At 66.6% G+C, this 16,065-nt stretch carries 12 protein-coding genes; 2 read left to right on the top strand and 10 right to left on the bottom strand.

Annotated features, from left to right (window positions below; all coding sequences use genetic code 11):
* On the top strand, positions 1–1,878 hold the full coding sequence (feoB, locus tag QW881_RS02230) for a ferrous iron transport protein B (RefSeq protein ID WP_315736861.1): 1,878 nt from the start codon (positions 1–3) through the stop codon (positions 1,876–1,878).
* 16 nt (positions 1,879–1,894) lie between these two features.
* Here the strand turns inward: feoB and QW881_RS02225 are convergent, their stop codons facing one another.
* Positions 1,895–2,683 carry an NAD(P)H-dependent oxidoreductase gene (locus QW881_RS02225; RefSeq protein WP_315755135.1) on the bottom strand — a complete coding sequence of 263 codons (789 nt, stop codon included), beginning with the start codon at positions 2,681–2,683 and terminating at the stop codon, positions 1,895–1,897.
* 89 nt (positions 2,684–2,772) lie between these two features.
* On the opposite strand from QW881_RS02225, the gene QW881_RS02220 reads away from it, so the two are divergent.
* Positions 2,773–3,696, top strand: a complete 924-nt coding sequence (locus tag QW881_RS02220; protein ID WP_315755134.1) for a LysR family transcriptional regulator — start codon at positions 2,773–2,775, stop codon at positions 3,694–3,696.
* Position 3,697: 1 nt separating this feature from the next.
* On the opposite strand, the gene QW881_RS02215 is transcribed toward QW881_RS02220, so the two are convergent.
* The 9 genes from QW881_RS02215 to QW881_RS02175 form a co-directional block, all read right to left on the bottom strand.
* Entirely contained in the window at positions 3,698–5,569 is a 1,872-nt protein-coding gene (locus tag QW881_RS02215; protein ID WP_315755132.1) for a bifunctional sugar phosphate isomerase/epimerase/4-hydroxyphenylpyruvate dioxygenase family protein, read from the bottom strand.
* Positions 5,566–6,303, bottom strand: coding sequence for an ABC transporter ATP-binding protein (locus QW881_RS02210; protein ID WP_315755131.1), 738 nt, complete (start codon positions 6,301–6,303; stop codon positions 5,566–5,568). The genes QW881_RS02215 and QW881_RS02210 overlap by 4 nt, the downstream gene beginning before the upstream one ends.
* 11 nt (positions 6,304–6,314) lie before the next feature.
* Positions 6,315–7,058 carry an ABC transporter ATP-binding protein gene (locus QW881_RS02205; protein ID WP_315755130.1) on the bottom strand — a complete coding sequence of 248 codons (744 nt, stop codon included), beginning with the start codon at positions 7,056–7,058 and terminating at the stop codon, positions 6,315–6,317.
* Positions 7,055–8,053 carry a branched-chain amino acid ABC transporter permease gene (locus QW881_RS02200; RefSeq protein ID WP_315755129.1) on the bottom strand — a complete coding sequence of 333 codons (999 nt, stop codon included), beginning with the start codon at positions 8,051–8,053 and terminating at the stop codon, positions 7,055–7,057. The genes QW881_RS02205 and QW881_RS02200 overlap by 4 nt, the downstream gene beginning before the upstream one ends.
* On the bottom strand, positions 8,050–8,925 hold the full coding sequence (locus QW881_RS02195; protein ID WP_315755128.1) for a branched-chain amino acid ABC transporter permease: 876 nt from the start codon (positions 8,923–8,925) through the stop codon (positions 8,050–8,052). The genes QW881_RS02200 and QW881_RS02195 overlap by 4 nt, the downstream gene beginning before the upstream one ends.
* Before the next feature lie 71 nt (positions 8,926–8,996).
* Positions 8,997–10,133 carry an ABC transporter substrate-binding protein gene (locus QW881_RS02190; protein WP_315755127.1) on the bottom strand — a complete coding sequence of 379 codons (1,137 nt, stop codon included), beginning with the start codon at positions 10,131–10,133 and terminating at the stop codon, positions 8,997–8,999.
* A 79-nt stretch (positions 10,134–10,212) separates the two neighbouring features.
* Positions 10,213–11,094: a shikimate dehydrogenase gene (locus QW881_RS02185; protein WP_315755126.1), complete on the bottom strand. Its 882-nt coding sequence runs from the start codon at positions 11,092–11,094 to the stop codon at positions 10,213–10,215.
* A 121-nt stretch (positions 11,095–11,215) separates the two neighbouring features.
* A complete protein-coding gene (locus QW881_RS02180) occupies positions 11,216–12,157 on the bottom strand; it encodes a LysR family transcriptional regulator (protein WP_315713383.1) in 942 nt (313 codons plus the stop codon).
* Between the two features lie 31 nt (positions 12,158–12,188).
* Positions 12,189–15,956, bottom strand: a complete 3,768-nt coding sequence (locus QW881_RS02175) for an AsmA-like C-terminal region-containing protein (protein ID WP_315755125.1) — start codon at positions 15,954–15,956, stop codon at positions 12,189–12,191.
* Positions 15,957–16,065: the final 109 nt, after the last annotated feature.

Genomic DNA, 16,065 nt, shown 5'->3' with positions numbered 1-16,065 from the left:
ATGGAAAGCCCTCTGCTGCATCTGGCCCTGGTGGGTACGCCCAACAGCGGCAAGACCTCGCTGTTCAACGCGCTGACGGGAAGCCGCCAGAAGGTCGCGAACTATCCCGGGGTCACGGTCGAGCGCAAAGAGGGCGCATTCGTCACCCCGCAGGGCCGCCAGGTCTCGCTGGTCGACCTGCCCGGCACCTATTCCTTGCGCGGTCGCAGCCCTGACGAGGAAATCACCAGGGATTTCGTGCTGGGACGTGCCACCGGCGAGGTCCTGCCCGATCTGGTGTTGTGCGTCGCCGACTCCACCAACCTCAGGTTGACGATCCGGCTGCTGCTCGAGCTCAAGAGTACCGGCCGGCCGCTGGCGCTGGTGCTCAACATGTTCGACATCGCCAAGCGGCGCGGCGTCACGGTCGACGTCCCCGCCCTGTCGCTAGCGCTGGGCGTGCCGGTGGTGACGTCGATCGCCGTGCGCAAGGGCGGCACCGACGACCTGCTGCGGCTGACCGACGAGCTCCTCGCCCGGGCGGCCGCGGCCACCGGAGAGCGCGCCAACACTTGGCGTCCTCTCACGGTCCCGGAGCTGCGCGCCACCCAGCGCGAGGCCGACCGTATCATCGCGGAGACGGTCAGCTTGCCCGAGCGGCCCGATACCTGGACCGCCCGGATCGATGCCATCGCGCTGCATCCGGTCGGCGGCCTGCTGATCCTGCTGGCGATCCTGTTCGTGATGTTTCAGGGGGTGTTCGCCTGGGCCCAGCCGCTGATGCAGGTGCTATCGGCGGCCTTCGACGCGCTCGGCCAGCTCGTTCACGACGAGCTTCCCGAAGGCCTGCTGCAGAGCTTCCTGCAGAACGGGGTGATCTCCGGCGTCGGCAGCGTCATCGTCTTCCTGCCGCAGATCATCATCATCTTCCTGTTCATCCTGCTCTTGGAAGATTTCGGCTACATGGCGCGCGCCGCATTCCTGATGGACCGCATCATGGGCGGCGCCGGGCTGCATGGCCGCGCCTTCATCCCGCTGCTCTCGAGCTTTGCCTGCGCCATTCCCGGCATCATGGCGACGCGCGTGATCGATAACCGCCGCGACCGGCTCACCACGATCCTGATCGCGCCGCTGATGACCTGCTCGGCGCGGATCCCGGTCTATACGCTGATCATCTCGGCCTTCATCCCGCCGACCAAGGTGTGGGGCCTGGTCAACCTGCAGGGCCTGGTGATGTTCGGGCTCTACGCCGCCGGGATCATCAGCGCGCTGCTGGTGTCGTTCCTGGTGAAGTTCTTCCTGATGCGCGACTACCAGCCGGCGCCGTTCATGCTGGAGCTGCCGGACTACAAGATGCCGCGGCTGCGCAGCATCGCAATCGGCGTCTACACCCGCGCCAAGATGTTCTTGCAGCGCGCCGGCACCACGATCTTCGCGATGATGGTGCTGATCTGGTTCCTGGCGTCGTTCCCTCAGCCGCCGGAGGGGGCGACCGAGCCCGCGATCAATTACAGCCTCGCGGCGATGATCGGCCAGGCGATCGCCCCCCTGCTCTCGCCGGTCGGCTTCAACTGGCAGATCGCGGTGGCGCTGGTGCCCGGCATGGCCGCCCGCGAAGTCGCAGTCGCCGCGCTCGGCACCGTCTATGCGATCGAAGGCGGCAAGGAGGCCGCCGAGCAGATCGGACAGGTGCTGGCCAGCAAATGGAGCCTCGCCACGGCGCTGGCGCTGCTCGCCTGGTACATTTTCGCCCCGCAATGCGCCTCGACGCTCGCCGTCATCCGCCGAGAAACCGGCAGCTGGCGCTGGATGGCCGTCACCTTCTTCTACATGTTCGCGCTCGCCTATGCGGCCGCGTTCGCGACCTACCACATTGCGGTCGCGATGGGCGCGGGCTGAGCCCGCGCCCTCCACGTCAGCGCGCGGCGTCGACATGCAGCGCGAAGCCGCGCGCGTCCGGCGCGCCGAGCTCGGGACGAAGCTGCATCGACGGGATCAGATAGTCGCCGTGGTTCTGCCGCCGGTACGGGGTCGGCTGATCCGTGAACAGCGTCCGCATGCGCTCGCGCAGCCGCTCGGCGATCGCGGCAAAGCCGGCATCATCGAGCCGGTTGACCCGGTGCGCCACGAACGCCGGCAGCACGTCGAAGCCGGGATAGAACAGGATGCCGTGGTTGATCGGAAACAGGAGATCGTCGATCGGCCCGTTGATGCCGCGCTCCGAATAATGCTCCTGCCAGCCGCCGGTGGTCACGACCAGCATCGCGCGCTTGCCGGCAAACACACCCTCGCCATAGCGGTTGCCCCAGCGCTTGTCGCTGTGCTCGCCGACGCCATAGGTGAAGCCATAGGAATACACCCGGTCGACCCAGCCCTTGAGGATCGCCGGCATCGTGAACCACCACAGCGGAAACTGCAGGACCACCGCGTCGGCCCAGAGCAGCTTGTCCTGCTCGGCCCTGACGTCCTCGGTCAAGGTGTGGGTCTTGAAGGCCTCGCCAGACGCGGTGGCGACGTTCAGAGGCCCGTCCGGCGGCAACAGCGGGAAGTCGGCGCGGTCGGTGGCCGACTTCCAGCCCATCGCATAGAGATCTGAGACCCGGATCTCGTGGCCCTGGGCCTTGAGCTCGGCGACGGCGACCTCGCGCAGCGCACCGTTGAGCGATCGGGGTTCGGGATGGGCGAAGACGAGCAGCACGTTCATGGCTTGGATCCTTTGCTGGAACAGCCGGAACATAGACGTGCGCCAACTTATCCACTATATGGCCTATATCGATAACATTAAGCTGTTTTATGGATAAATCAGACATCAGCCTCATCAACATGCGCAGCTTCGTCCGGGTCGCCGAGCGCGGCAACCTGTCGGCCGTGGCGCGCGAGCTCGGGCTGGGCCAGTCCACCATCTCGCGTCACCTTCAGGAATTGGAGGATGCGATCGGCGTGCCGCTGCTCAGCCGCACCACCCGGCGCGTCACCCTGACCGACGAAGGCAGCCGCTACTACACGAACTGCGTCCAGATCCTGCGGCTTATCGAACAGGCCGGCGACGAGGCGCGCGGTGCGCGCGGCGCTGCCAGCGGCATCATCCGGATTTCCTGCACGGCGGCCTTCGGCATCCTGCATGTCGCGCGGCTGGTCTTCGCGTTTCAGGATCGCTATCCGGACATCGCGATCGATCTCAATTTGACCGACGAGCGCATCGACCTCGTGCGGGAGGGTGTCGACATCGCGCTGCGTCTCGCTCCGCTCACCGACAGTTCTCTGAAGCTGCGGTCGCTCGGCCACTCGCACCGGCTGCTGGTCGCTTCTCCCGACTACCTCGCGAGACGCGGCACGCCGCGCACGCCGCAGGAACTGATCGGGCATGACGGCATCCGCATGACCAACGTCGCGGGTAGCGAGTCGCTCGTCGTCATGGGACCCGATGAAGAACGCCATGAGGTGCCGTTCAGAGGCTGCTTCCGCACCAATCACGGACTCGCGGTTCGAGAGGCCGTGCTGTCCGGGCGCGGTATCGGCGGGAGCCATGCGTGGCTGGTCGACGATCTCATCGCGGCTGGCAGGCTGACGGTCATCCTGCCCGACCACCGTCTGCCATCGACTCCCCTCAACATGCTGATCGTCCCGGAGCGCGCCGGCATCGCGCGCGTGCGGCTGCTGATCGACTATCTCGCCGAGGAGATCGTCCGCCTGCCCGGCATCCGGCCCGAGCCCTGAGCTACAGCCGCGGCATCGCGTCCGGCCGCACCTCGCGCGCCTGCGCGGCCAGCCGGATCGCGGCATTGGCCGCACCGAAGCCCTGATAGTTGCGCCGCTGCACGATCTCGAAGAAGAAGCGCTCCTCGAAGATATGGGTGTAGACCTGGAAGAACTCGGCGTCGCCGTCGCGGTCGTACAGGATCTCGTTGGCACGGAGCGCTGCGATCGTCTCGGGCGCAAGATCATACTTGGCTTCGAGATCGTCGTAGTAGTTATCGGGAATGTCGAGGAAGCCGGCGCCGCGGGCGCGCATCTCGGCCACGGCGGCAAAAATGTCGTCGCAGGAGAACGCGATGTGCTGGACGCCGGAACCGAAGAACTCGGAGATGAAACGCGAAGATAAGGTGCGCGTCGCCGAGGAGCCGTTGAGGATGAAGCGCAGGCTGCGATCGCCGTTGACGATCGCCTGGCTCTGCACGAGGCCTCGGGGGTCGGCGATCTCCATCTGCGGCAGCCGCGAGAAGTCGATGATCCCGGCATAGAACAGCAGCCAGGACAGCATCTCTTCATACGGCATCGACTGGGCGATGTGATCGACTGCGGCGAGACGGTCGGTGCTCTTGTCGCTGGCGACAGCTTCGAAATCGACGTCCCAGTGCCGCCCGTGCGTATCCAGGAAGTACAACAGGCTGCCGCCGACGCCGTGGATCGCCGGAATTTCCAGTTCCCCCGGCCCGACCGGCTGCGTGAAGGTGCGCGTCTTCAAGGACTGCGCCCGCGCCATGGCACGAGCGGCGCTGTCGACGTCCAGCGCCAACGCGCAGACACCTGCCCCATGCGTGACGTAATGCGAATGCGCAAAGCTGGCCGGCTCGCAGTTGATCACCAGCTCGATTGCGCCCTGGGACCAGCGCTGCACCGCCTTGCTGCGATGACGCCCCGTCTTGCGGAAGCCAAGCTGCCCGAACAGTTTCGCCAGAGACTCCGCTTTGTCCTCGCTGACCGCGAATTCCACGAAGCCGATGCCGTGGCTCTTGACCCGAGGCTCGAAGCGCGCGGCCGATGACGCCGGTATCTTTCCGGCGAGGTCATCCTGCAACAGCAGCAGCGAGCGCATGCCGTCGAGCGCGGTGCGCGGCGCCGAGCCGGCGCGGAACTGATCGTTGAAGATCTCCAGCGACAGCGGCCCCGTATAGCCGGTCGCGGCCACCGCCTCCATGAACGCCCCGACCGGCAGATCGCCTTGCCCCGGAAAACTGCGAAAATGCCGGCTCCAGGACAGCACATCCAGTTCGAGCTTCGGCGCATCGGCGAGTTGCACCAGAAAGATCTTGTCGGCCGGAATGGCGCGGATCGCGTTGGTCGGCAGCGACGGTGCGAGCGCATGGAAACTGTCGAGGATGACGCCGATGGCTTTGTGATCGGCGCGGCGCACGATCTCCCAGGCATCGCGATAGTCATGCACGTGACGGCCCCAGGCCAGCGCCTCATAGCCGACACGCAGGCCACGCTTCGCGGCGCGCTCGCCGAGCTCGTGGAAATCGGCGGCGGCGCGGTCGATGCCGCCGAGCGAGGCCGGCGACACGCTGCTGCAGATCAGCAGCAGGTCCGTGCCGAGCTCCTGCATCAGGTCGAACTTGCGCTCGGCGCGGATGAAGTTGCGCGCGCGCTGCGGCTCCGGCATGCCCTCGAAATCGCGGAACGGCTGATAGGCGCAGATCGCAAGGCCGAGGTCGCGGCACATCTGGCCGATCTCGCGCGGTCTTGCACCGAATGCCAGCAGGTCGTTCTCGAAGATCTCGACCGTCTCGAAGCCCGCGGCAGCGATCGCCTTGAGCTTCTCGTCGAGCGCGCCAGAGATGGAGACCGTTGCGATCGAGCGCTGGTTCATGCCGCCGTCTCCTCCATCGCGCCGCCCAGGAACAGCTGGCCGATGCGCGGATCGGCCAGCACGCGGTCGGCCTTGTCGATGATGCGGGTACGGCCGAGCTCGAGCACGATGCCGTAGTCGGAGATCTCCAGCGCCGAGCGCGCATTCTGCTCGATCAGGAGCACCGAGACGCCGCGCTCGCGCAATTGTTTCAGCATGTCGAAGGTCTGCTGCACCATCAAGGGCGACAGGCCAATCGAGGGCTCGTCGATCAGCACCAACTGCGGCTCGAGAAGCAGCCCGCGCGCGATCTCGAGCTGCTTCTGCTCGCCGCCCGACAGGGTCGAGGCCTGACGGTCCGCCTTCTTGCGCAACACCGGAAAGACGTCGAGCGCGGCCTCGACGCGGGCGGTCAGATCGAGATCGCGCGAAGCGGCGACGCCGCCAAGCTCGATGTTGTGACGCACCGACAGCTCGCCGAAGATGTTGCGGCCCTGCGGGATGTAGCAGATGCCGGCGCCGAGCAGCGCGCGCTGGCTCAAGCCGGTGACGTCGCGGCCCTTGAAGACCACCTTGCCTTCGCGCAGCTTGAGCAGGCCGAAGATCGCCTTGAACACGGTCGACTTGCCGGCGCCGTTCGGACCGATGACGGTGGTGATCGAGCCCGCCGGCACCGAGAAGGTCGTGCCGTTGAGGATCGTCATCTTGCCGTAGCCGCCGACGAGGTTCTGGACATCGAGAATGGGATCGCTCATCGCCGGCTCCCTCAGTGTCCGAGATAGGCTTCGATCACGGCCGGGTTGGCCCTGATCTCGTCGGGTTTGCCGATCGCAAGTACCTTGCCTTCCGCCATCACCATCACGCGCGAGCACAGCGACATCACAAACTCCATGTTGTGCTCGATCACGACGAAGGTGGCGCGGCGCTCGCGATTGATCGCGATCAGCCGCTCCTTGAGGTCGCCCAGCATGGTCGGGTTGACGCCGCCTGCAGGCTCGTCGAGCAGCACCAGCCGCGGGCCGCCCATGAAGGCCATCGCGGCATCGAGCAACTTCTGCTGACCATAGGACAAGCCACCGGCCGGCTCGTCGGCGAGGTGCTCCAGCTTGAAGAAGCCGATCATCTGATCGGCGGTCGTGGTCAGGCCGGCATCCGACGGACCGAACAGGCGCGACAGCATGCTGCCGCGATGCTCCTGTCCCGCAAGGATCAGATTGTCGCGCACCGAGAGTTTCGGGAACACCTGCAGCAACTGAAACGTGCGGCTGACGCCGAGCCGGTTCAGCTCCGCCGGACGCTGCCCAGTGACGAGCTTGCCGTCGACCCTGACCTCGCCCGCGCTCGGCACCAGCTGGCCGAGAATGCAGTTGAACAAGGTCGACTTGCCGCAACCATTGGGGCCGATGAGACCGAGGATCTCGCCCTCGTGCACGTCGAAGCTGACGCCATCGACTGCGGTGATGCCGCCAAAGCTCTTCTTGACGTCGCGAACGTCGAGGACTGCGGTCATCGCGCGGCCTCCAGCTTGGATTGAGCCGCGGCCCGCAGCGCGGATGCCGCCTGGGTCCGGCGTGAGCTGAGATAGCGGTCGAGAATGCCGAGGATGCCGGTGGGCGAGTAGATCAGCAGCAGGATGACCGCCACGGCATAGAGCATCAGGTAATAGCCCTCGGCAACGCGCAGCCACTCCGGCAACAGCACCGCGATCATGGCGCCCAGGAACGGCCCGAGCATGAAGCCAGCGCCGCCGACGATCACCATCATCAACAGATCGAGCGAGAGCTGCAGGTTGAACGGAACGGGATCGACATATTGCGTCAGCGGCGCATAGAGCACGCCGGCGATGCCGCCGAGCACGGAGCCGATCGCGAACGCCATCAGCGTGTAGCGCCTGGTGTCGATGCCGAGCGACTGCGCCCGGATCGGATTTTCGCGCAGCGCCATGAAGGCGCGGCCCCAGGGCGAGCGGATCAGCCACCACATCGCGAGCGTCACGAGGCCGAGGGAGCCGAGACAGAGATAGTAGAACGGCAGCGGCTTGCGGGTCGGGTAGCCGAAGATCTCGGGGCGCGGAATGTTGCTGATTCCGTAGATCCCGTTGGTGAGCCAGCTCTCGTTACGGAACACGAGGAACGCCAGCGTCGAAAACGCGAGCGTGACGAAGGCGAGGTAGTGATGCTGCACGCGCAGCGCCGGATAGCCGAGGAGCCAGCCGACGATGAAGCAGATCACGATGACGAGGCCGAGCGCCGCAATCAGCGGCCAGCCATGCGTGGTCAGGATCGCCGCCCCATAGGCGCCAATGCCGACGAAAGCGCCCTGCGCCAGCGACACCTGCCCGGCATAGCCGAGCGTCAGATTGAGCCCCATCGCCGCGATGGTCATCACTGCCCACTGGCTCAGGATGTACAGGCCGTAGCGGTTGAAGTTCATCGGGACGATAATCAGGCCCGCGATGATGACGAGACCAAGCGCGACGAGAAGCAGTTTGCTGTGCTTGCTCATACCGTACGCTCCTCGGCGCGTCCGAGCAGGCCCTGCGGCCGGAACAGGATGACAAGGATCAGCAGCACCATCGGAACGGCGGCGCGATACTGAGTGGAGACGTAGGCGGCAGCTAGGTTGTCGACGACGCCGATCAGGAGACCGCCGGCAATGGCGCCGCGCACCTGGTTGAAGCCGCCAACGATCGCGGCGATGAACGCCGCCTGCCCGAGCACCTCACCGCTGGAAAACTTCGCGAGATAGATCGGCGTGATCAGCAGCGAGGCCAGCGCGACCAGCACGGCATTGATCAGGAAGGTCAGGAGGATCATACGCTCGACGGGCACGCCGATGATGCGCGCCACCGTGGGATTCTGCGCGGCCGCCTGCATCTGATGGCCAAGCGAGGTGCGGTTCAACAGCGTGGTCAATCCGACGACCGCGAGGATCGCGACTGCGAGCACGCCGAGGCTCTGCAGCGAAATCGCCCGGCCCAGGACGGTGACGTCACCTACCGGCACGATCGAAGGGAAAGGCGAGGCCTCGGCGCTGAAGAACTGCTTCACCGCCTCCTTGATCCCGACCGCCAGCGCCATGGTGGCGATCGCCAGCGGCAGCACGCCATGCCGCAGCATCGGATCGACCAGCAGCATCTTGAAGGCGAGACCGAGCAGCAGTGCCGACAACAGGATGCCGACGAGAACCGCGAGCCAGAACGGCGCGCCGAGATGCATCACCGCGAGCATCAGGAAGGCCGGCAGCATCACGAACTCGCCCTGGGCGAAGTTGATGGTCTGCGAGGTCTGCCACAGCAAGGTGAAGCCGACGGCAACGAGCGCGTAGATGGCGCCGGTGGCGAGACCCGCCACGATCAGGTCGAGCAGATTGGACATCGTTTCCCCCTAAGCCTTTGGGTGACGGCGGCACTGGCATCCCCTCCGGCGCCGCCGGTCGACCGTTGTCCTCAGTTGAGCTTCGGCAGCACCTGCTTCACGACCTGCTTGCCTTCGACCACCTCGACCAGGAAGCCCTGGCGATCGATGTCGCCGTTCTGATCGAACGTGACATCCATCAGGATATTCGGCTCGGTCGAGGTCTTGATGGTCAGGCCGTGCAGCGTGTCGGCGAAGGCCTTGGAATCCACCTTGCCCATCTTCTCGGTCGTGGCCTTGACCATGTAGATCGCGAGATAGCCCTTGAGGCCGTTGTGATCCGGCACGTAGTTGTACTTCTTCACGAAGCGGTCGCGGAACGCCTTGATGGCCTCGATCGGTGCGTCGGTGGTGAGACCGACATGGCCGCGGGCGCCGTTGGCGGCATCGCCGGCGAGCTCGATCACCTTCTGGCCGACCAGCGTGGTCTCGCCGATCAGCGGCGCGGTCACGCCCTGGCGCTTGATCTCCTTGAGGATGCGCGCGCTCTCTTCCTCGTTGACATAGATGAAGACCGCATCCGGCGCCGCCGCCTTGATCTTGCTGACGTCGGCGGCGAAGTCGGCCTGGCCGGCTTCGGTCGAGAGGTCGGCCGCGACCTTGATGCCGAGACGGTTGAACTCCTTGGTGATGACGTCGCGACCGCCGCGGCCGAAATCATTGTTGACCCAGACCACCGCGACCGACTTCGCCTTCAGCTCATCGTTGATGTACTTCGCGACCTTCGGCATCGACGATTGCTGGCCGAACGAGGTGCGGAACAGGAACTTGTTGCCGGCCTGCGTGAGCTCGGCCGCTTCGCCGCCCATGATCTGGGTGATGCCGGCCTCGGCCGCGAGCGGCGCCGTCACCTTCACCGAGCCGGAATAGCCGGGCCCGAGCAGCACGTAGGGCTCGCCATCGAGCGCCTTCTGCACCTGCGCACGCGCAACGCCGGGGTTCGACTGCGAGTCGGCATGGCTGACCTCGATCTTGCGGCCGAGGATGCCGCCCTTGGCGTTGACCTCCTCGACGGCAAGGTCGATGCCGTTCTTCCAGTTGTTGCCGACGGTCGCGCCGCCGCCCGAGAGCTCGGCGACATCGGCGATCTTGATGGGGGCGCCGGACTGCGCGTAGGCGGCTCCGGACAGCACGGCCGAGCACAGGCCAGCCAGGATGATCGATCTCACGTTGTTTCCTCCTCTGTCTTAAACGCTTGTTTGCGTTTCTTGCTTGAACGACTTGTCCGGCGCGTATTGGCCGGTTTGCTCAGGCGGCGTCAACCGCCGGATATCTCTCCGCCATGTGGTTGTCGAAGGCCGCCCCCATCGCCTCTGTCGACGGCGCGAGCCCCGTGAACAGCTCGAACGCGTCCGCCGCCTGATAGATCGCGAGCTCGCGCCCGAGCAGGACGTGGGCGCCCCGGGCCTTGGCGGCTTTCAGGAGTGGCGTCCACAGCGGCGAATAGACGGCGTCCGCGACCCAGAGATCGGCGCGCAGCAAGTGTTCCGGCACCGGCGTACCGCGGTTCGGCAGCATCCCGATCGGTGTGCCGTTGACGACGCCCACCACCCCCTGCAGCGCCTCTTCGACGCTATCGGCCACCGTGATGGATTTGCCGCCCGGAAGCAGGTTCGCCAGCTTCTCCGCACGCGCGCGCTCGGTGTCGTAGATGTGCAAGCCTGCGACGTCGAGGTTCGCAAGCGCGAACGCAATCGCTTTACCAACCCCGCCGGCCCCAATCAGCGCCACGACGCCGCGACCGGTCTGGCTGACCAGCGGCGCCACTGCCCGCTCGAAGCCGGTGGTATCGGTATTGTGGCCGATCAGCCGGCCATCGCGCACGACGACGGTATTGACGGCGCCCATAGCCGCCGCCTTCGGCGCGAGCTCGTCGAGCAGCTCGACCACAGCTTCCTTGTAGGGATAGGTCACATTGACCCCGGCAAAGCCGAGCCGGCGCACGCCTTCAAGCAGCGTCGCCAGACCCGCGCGATCGGCACCGGCCACCTCGATCAGCTGGTAATGGCAGCGCACGCCGAGCGCCGCCGCGGCATATTCGTGCATCGCGGGAGACGCCGAATGCGCGATCGGCGCACCGATCAAGCCGGTCAGGAATTTGCGGGCTTTGAGCGCGGAAAGATCGGGCACGTTCGCTTTTGTCTCTTGCTGCTGTGACGTGCGAGCGTCGCACGCGCGGATTTCGATGCAGACGATAGCGCGTTCGCTCGCTAACACAATTACTCAAATATCGGCTGAACCTAACATCATGTTATTTTTTGCCGCCGCCGGATTTCGCCGGTTTGGCCACCTGACGTCGGCCGGGCTCCAGCGCGCGCATCTCCGCGCGCAGGCAGTCGATGAAGTGTTCGGCGTAGAGCGACAGCGGCGTGCCGCGCTTGACGGCGATGTAGGTGTCGAACCGCGTGGGCTCGGCAATCTTGATCAACTCGATGCCGGGATAGCCGCCATGCGCGACCGTAAACTGGTCGATCACCGCGATGCCGAGCCCGGCCTTCACCAGCGCGCAGACCGTGGTGCCGAAGCGCGCCTTGATCGAGATGTTGTAGCTGAGTTTGTTGCGCGCGAAGATCTCCGCCATGATCCGGCCGTAGGGGTCGTTGGGATCGATGCCGATCAGCGGATAGCGCGTCATCTCGGCAGCCGACACCTGCTTGCGGCCGGCGAGCTCGTGTCCCGGCGGCACGATGCAGAACAATTCGCCTGAGGCCAGCGGCAGGAATTCGAGCCCGGAATGATCGAGTCGGTAGCTCATCGCCACGCACTCGCCCTTGCCCAGCATCAGATAGTCAATCGCTTCCTCGATCTTGAGAATGTTGATGTCGATGCCGAGATCGGGATAGCGGCGGCGGACGCGCTCGATCGCGCGCGGCACCATCACCTGGGAAATGCTGGGCACCGAGCCGACGCGCAGTTCCGACAGCGCGCCGCGGCCGATGTTGGAGATGATGTAGCTGAGATCGTCGACCTTCTCGTAGACGCTGTTGATCTGCTCGAAGATGTTCTGCGCCTCGGGCGTCGGGAAGTAGCGGCCGTTCTGGCGCTGGAAGAAGCGGATGCCGAGCGAGCGCTCGGTGTATTTCACCAGACGGCTGACGCCCGGTGCCGACACCTTCAGCAGGCGCGCGGCGCCGTTGATGGTGCCCGTCACCATGACCGCGCGAATGACCTCGACCTGTCGCAAGGTCATCATCGGCGCGGTCTCCGCACGCCGTCAGCCGGCATCATGGACTGCCCGGTGGCGTCAGCACGACCGGCGGACGCGGCACCGGCCGTGGGCGCGGCGGCAGCGCACCCGGCGCGGGCTTGATCTCGACCGGCGGCGGCAAGGGCGCGACCTGCGGCTGGCTCGATGCCACCGGTGCCGCCGGCTGAGGCGCGGGAGCGGAGAGCGGCTGGGTCAGCGGCGGCACGACGGCGCGGGGACCGCCGAGCTTGGCGCGCGGCTCACGCCGCGGATCACGCCCGGGAAGCGGCACGTCGGCCGCGCTCGGCGCGGCCGGGCCAGCCTCGGGTGCACCGGGCAGCGACGCGGTGGACGACGGATAGGCCGGCGGCACCTCGCCGCGCGCGATCGCATCCAGACGCCGCGTTTCGCGATCGATCGCACGCACCGCGAGCCACGACGACAGCGAGGTGACGTCGACCGCGCGCGTCATCGCCACGGACGTGCCGATCACGAACAGCTGGATCTCGGGACGGCTGTTGGCGTTGCCGACGGTGTTCGCGCTCAGGCTGGCGCGAATGTCGGCCTGGTCGGCAGGAATGTCGAAGCCACCGGACACGACGGCGCGGGCGCCCTGCGCTTCGAGCGTGGTGGCGCCGACACGCAGCCGGCCATCGCGGATGATGAAGGGGATCTGAGCAGACGCGACCGGCAACGTCCCCGATGTCAGCACCGGCTCGATCACCTGCCGCAACTTGCCGTCGTCGCTCACCTGGCCCGCGTCGGCCGCGCGCAACGCCGCATCGAACGCCCGCGGGTCGAGATTGGGGAGCGCCGCATTGTCGAGCGTCACCGTGCCATTGCCCGAGAGCGCGTTGACCAGTGCCTGCACGCTGCGCCCTTCGGCGGCGAGCGTCATCTGCGCCGAAACCTTGCCGGCCGGCATCTTCAGGCTGTGATAGCGCAGCGCGTTGCCGTCGATGCCGGCGAGCTCGACGCGGCCGTTCAGGACGAGACCATTCGCGTTGGAGCGCGCATCGACGGTCGCGGTGACGTCGCCGCCGCCGAGCTTGCCCTTGACGTTCTCGATGGTCAGCGACTGACCGTCGCTCTTGATGGCGCCGCCCAGCGGACGCAGATCAGTGCCGTTCAGAATGGCGCCGCTGAGGGCCTGGAACGAGACCCGCCCGCGCCATCCCTTCAATAGACCTGCGCCGAGAGGCTCGGCCTGCTCACGCCCGGCTGCGCCGACCAGCACCGAGAACACTTGCGGCACGTCGAGCGCGTCCAGCCCGAGTTCACCATCGATCTGCTTGTCCTCGTCGAGCACCAGGGCGAGCCGGCCACGCAGCCGCGATCCACCGACCGTGCTGTCGATGTCGTCGAGCGTCACGCGATTGTTGGAAAGACCGAGACGGCCGAACAGGCGGATGTTCTGCGCCGCCGGATCCTGCGGCTTCAATCCGAACAACGGCGACAGATTGGCGCTGCGCAGGCGCAGATTGACGTTGGCCTTGGCGGTGTCCCCCCAGGGATCGACGGAGCCTTGCGCATCGCCATCGAGCCCGGCGCCGGACAGCTTCGCATTCACCCGCAGCGGCGTGCGCCAGCTGCCGGTCACGCTGGCGTCGAACTGGGCCGGACCGTTGCCGGCCGCCGCGACGCGATCGAGCCCGAGCAGCGCCAGCACGACATTGCCCTGCTCGGCCGCGACGCGGCTCTCGATCCCAAGCTCGGTTCGATCGATCGCGTCGACCTCGAAGCTGCGCAGCGCGGCCGCCGACGGTTTGGCCGTCAGCGTCGCCGAGCCCTTGAGTTGCGGCGCATCGAGATCGAGCACCGCCTTGGCCTGGCTGCGGTCGGCATTGGCAGGATCCTTGGCGAGATCGAGCGTGAGCTTCAACCGGGCAGCGCCGGCAGGCGTGCCGAGTGCATCGAAGCGCGCGGCGATCTGCGGCGCGAACGGCTGCACCAGCGCCGTGATCTCCTTGAGCGAGCCGGCCATCGAGGTCACGACCAGCCGCCCGGTCGCGTCGGCGCGATCGAACCGGCCGGAGCCCTCGCTCGTCACGCCGCTGCTTTGGCCGAACTTGATCTGGTCGATGGCGATGGTCTTGGGATCGTAGGAAAAGCGCGCGGTGAGCGGACGCAGCTCCTGGCCGCTGAGCTTGGCGCGGCCGACGTCCAGCGCCACGGTGGCCTCGGCGGGCCACTCGCCGGTGACGCCGACCAGCGACCGGGTCACGGCCATCGCCGCGTCGAGGTCGAGCCGGTCGCCCTTCAGCACCGCTTCGAAACGCGAGCCCGGCCCGGCCGACCGGTTGACGAGAGCGACGCGTCCATCGACGGAGCCGCCGTCGATATCGGCCTTGAGGCTGTCGATCGCGATCCGCTCCGGCGCCACGTTGAGGTCGCCGCGCAGCCGCAGCGGACGCTGGGTGCGGTAGCTGCTGTCGCTGCGGCCCTGCAGCCAGGCCACCAGCGTGTCGGGCTCCGACGATTCGAGATCGAGCGCGCCGGTGAAGCCCGATGTCACCGAGGTCGAGATGCCGATGGTCCGGAAGGTCAGCCGCGTCGAACCGGGCGCGCGCAGATCGACCTTCTCGAGGCTCCATGCCGACGGCTCGTTGTGCAGGTCGGCGGTGAAGTTCTGCACCGGGCGGCCGGAGAGCATGATCTGCTCGGTCGCGAACTGCACGTTGGCCGGCATCGGCAAGGTCGGCAGTTGTGCAATCCAGTTGCGCAGCGCCGGCAGCACCAGCGCGGGCGCAATCGCCCGCCGGTCCTTGACGTCGTCACCGCCGGCCAGGAGCTTGTCGGCATCGAGCTGGCGTGCGGACAGTGAGGCTTTCAGCACGGGGGCGGCGCCGAAACGGATGTCGCCGCTGCCCGCGAATTTCAGCGAGCGATCCTCCTGGCCGAAGCTGACCTCGATCTGGTCGAGCTTGGCCGTCGCCTGGTCGCCGACGATCTTGGTGGCGATGCGCCAAGGCGTCGCGCCGGCCTGGTTCAGCGGACGGGTCTTGGCCTGTTGGGCCTGCTTTGCGGACGGCTCCTTCGCAGACTGGGCGGGCTTGTCGTTGTCGGCGCCCTGCTCTTTCGGGGGCGACGACAGCGTCAGCGCGCCCTCGAACTTCGGCGAGCGGTTGGGAAAGCTGATGAGGCCTTCGATGTCGGCCATCACGGGACGCTCGCCCGGGTCGATGTTGAGGTGGACGCGCAGGCCGTTGGAGTCCTTGTCCTGGCTCGACGACACCCGGAACGGGTAGCGGCCGCCACGGATCGACACGGCGCCATCGCCGCGCAGGGAGCCAGCCAGCGAGCGCACGTCGCCGGAGAAGACGATGTCGGTCAGCTCCAGCGTCGAACGGCTGGCTGCGTCGTGCAGGGCGACGCGGCCGGTGAGATTGAGCCGGTCGATCGCGAGCGCGGCCAGATTGAAGCGGCCGGAGGCAGCCGGCAGGTCGACCAGGCCCTTGGCATCGAGGCCGAGATCGGCGGCCATGCCGCCGATGGTGAGCTCGTTCGCCCGCCATTCCCCGCGCATCAGGTCGCCGAGGCTGAACTCGACGTCGAGCTTGTCGGCGCGCAGCTTGCCGAGATGGTTGGCGCCGCCGAACGTGACCTGGCGCAGCCTTAAGGTCGGCGTCGGTAACAGCCGTGCATCCAGCGCACCGGCGACCCGCACGGGCACGCCGATGACCTGGCTCGCCTCGGCCTCGAACTGCGGCCGGAACTGGTTCCAGTCGACGAAGTACGGGCCGATCAGCGCAGCAAGGAGCGCAAGGATGAAGGCAATCGCCAAGCCGAGCAGGGTCGTCTGCACGGGGTCTCCCTCAAAGGACAACGCTCCGGTGTCCCAACCTTAAAACCAATGCGGCCGCGGCCCACTGGCATCGATACCGGAGCGCTGCATCATATAGGATTAAGTATGG

It is taken from the genome of Bradyrhizobium sp. SZCCHNS3016, from assembly GCF_032484535.1.
GTDB lineage: Bacteria > Pseudomonadota > Alphaproteobacteria > Rhizobiales > Xanthobacteraceae > Bradyrhizobium.
This window is presented reverse-complemented; position numbering and strand designations above follow the sequence as displayed.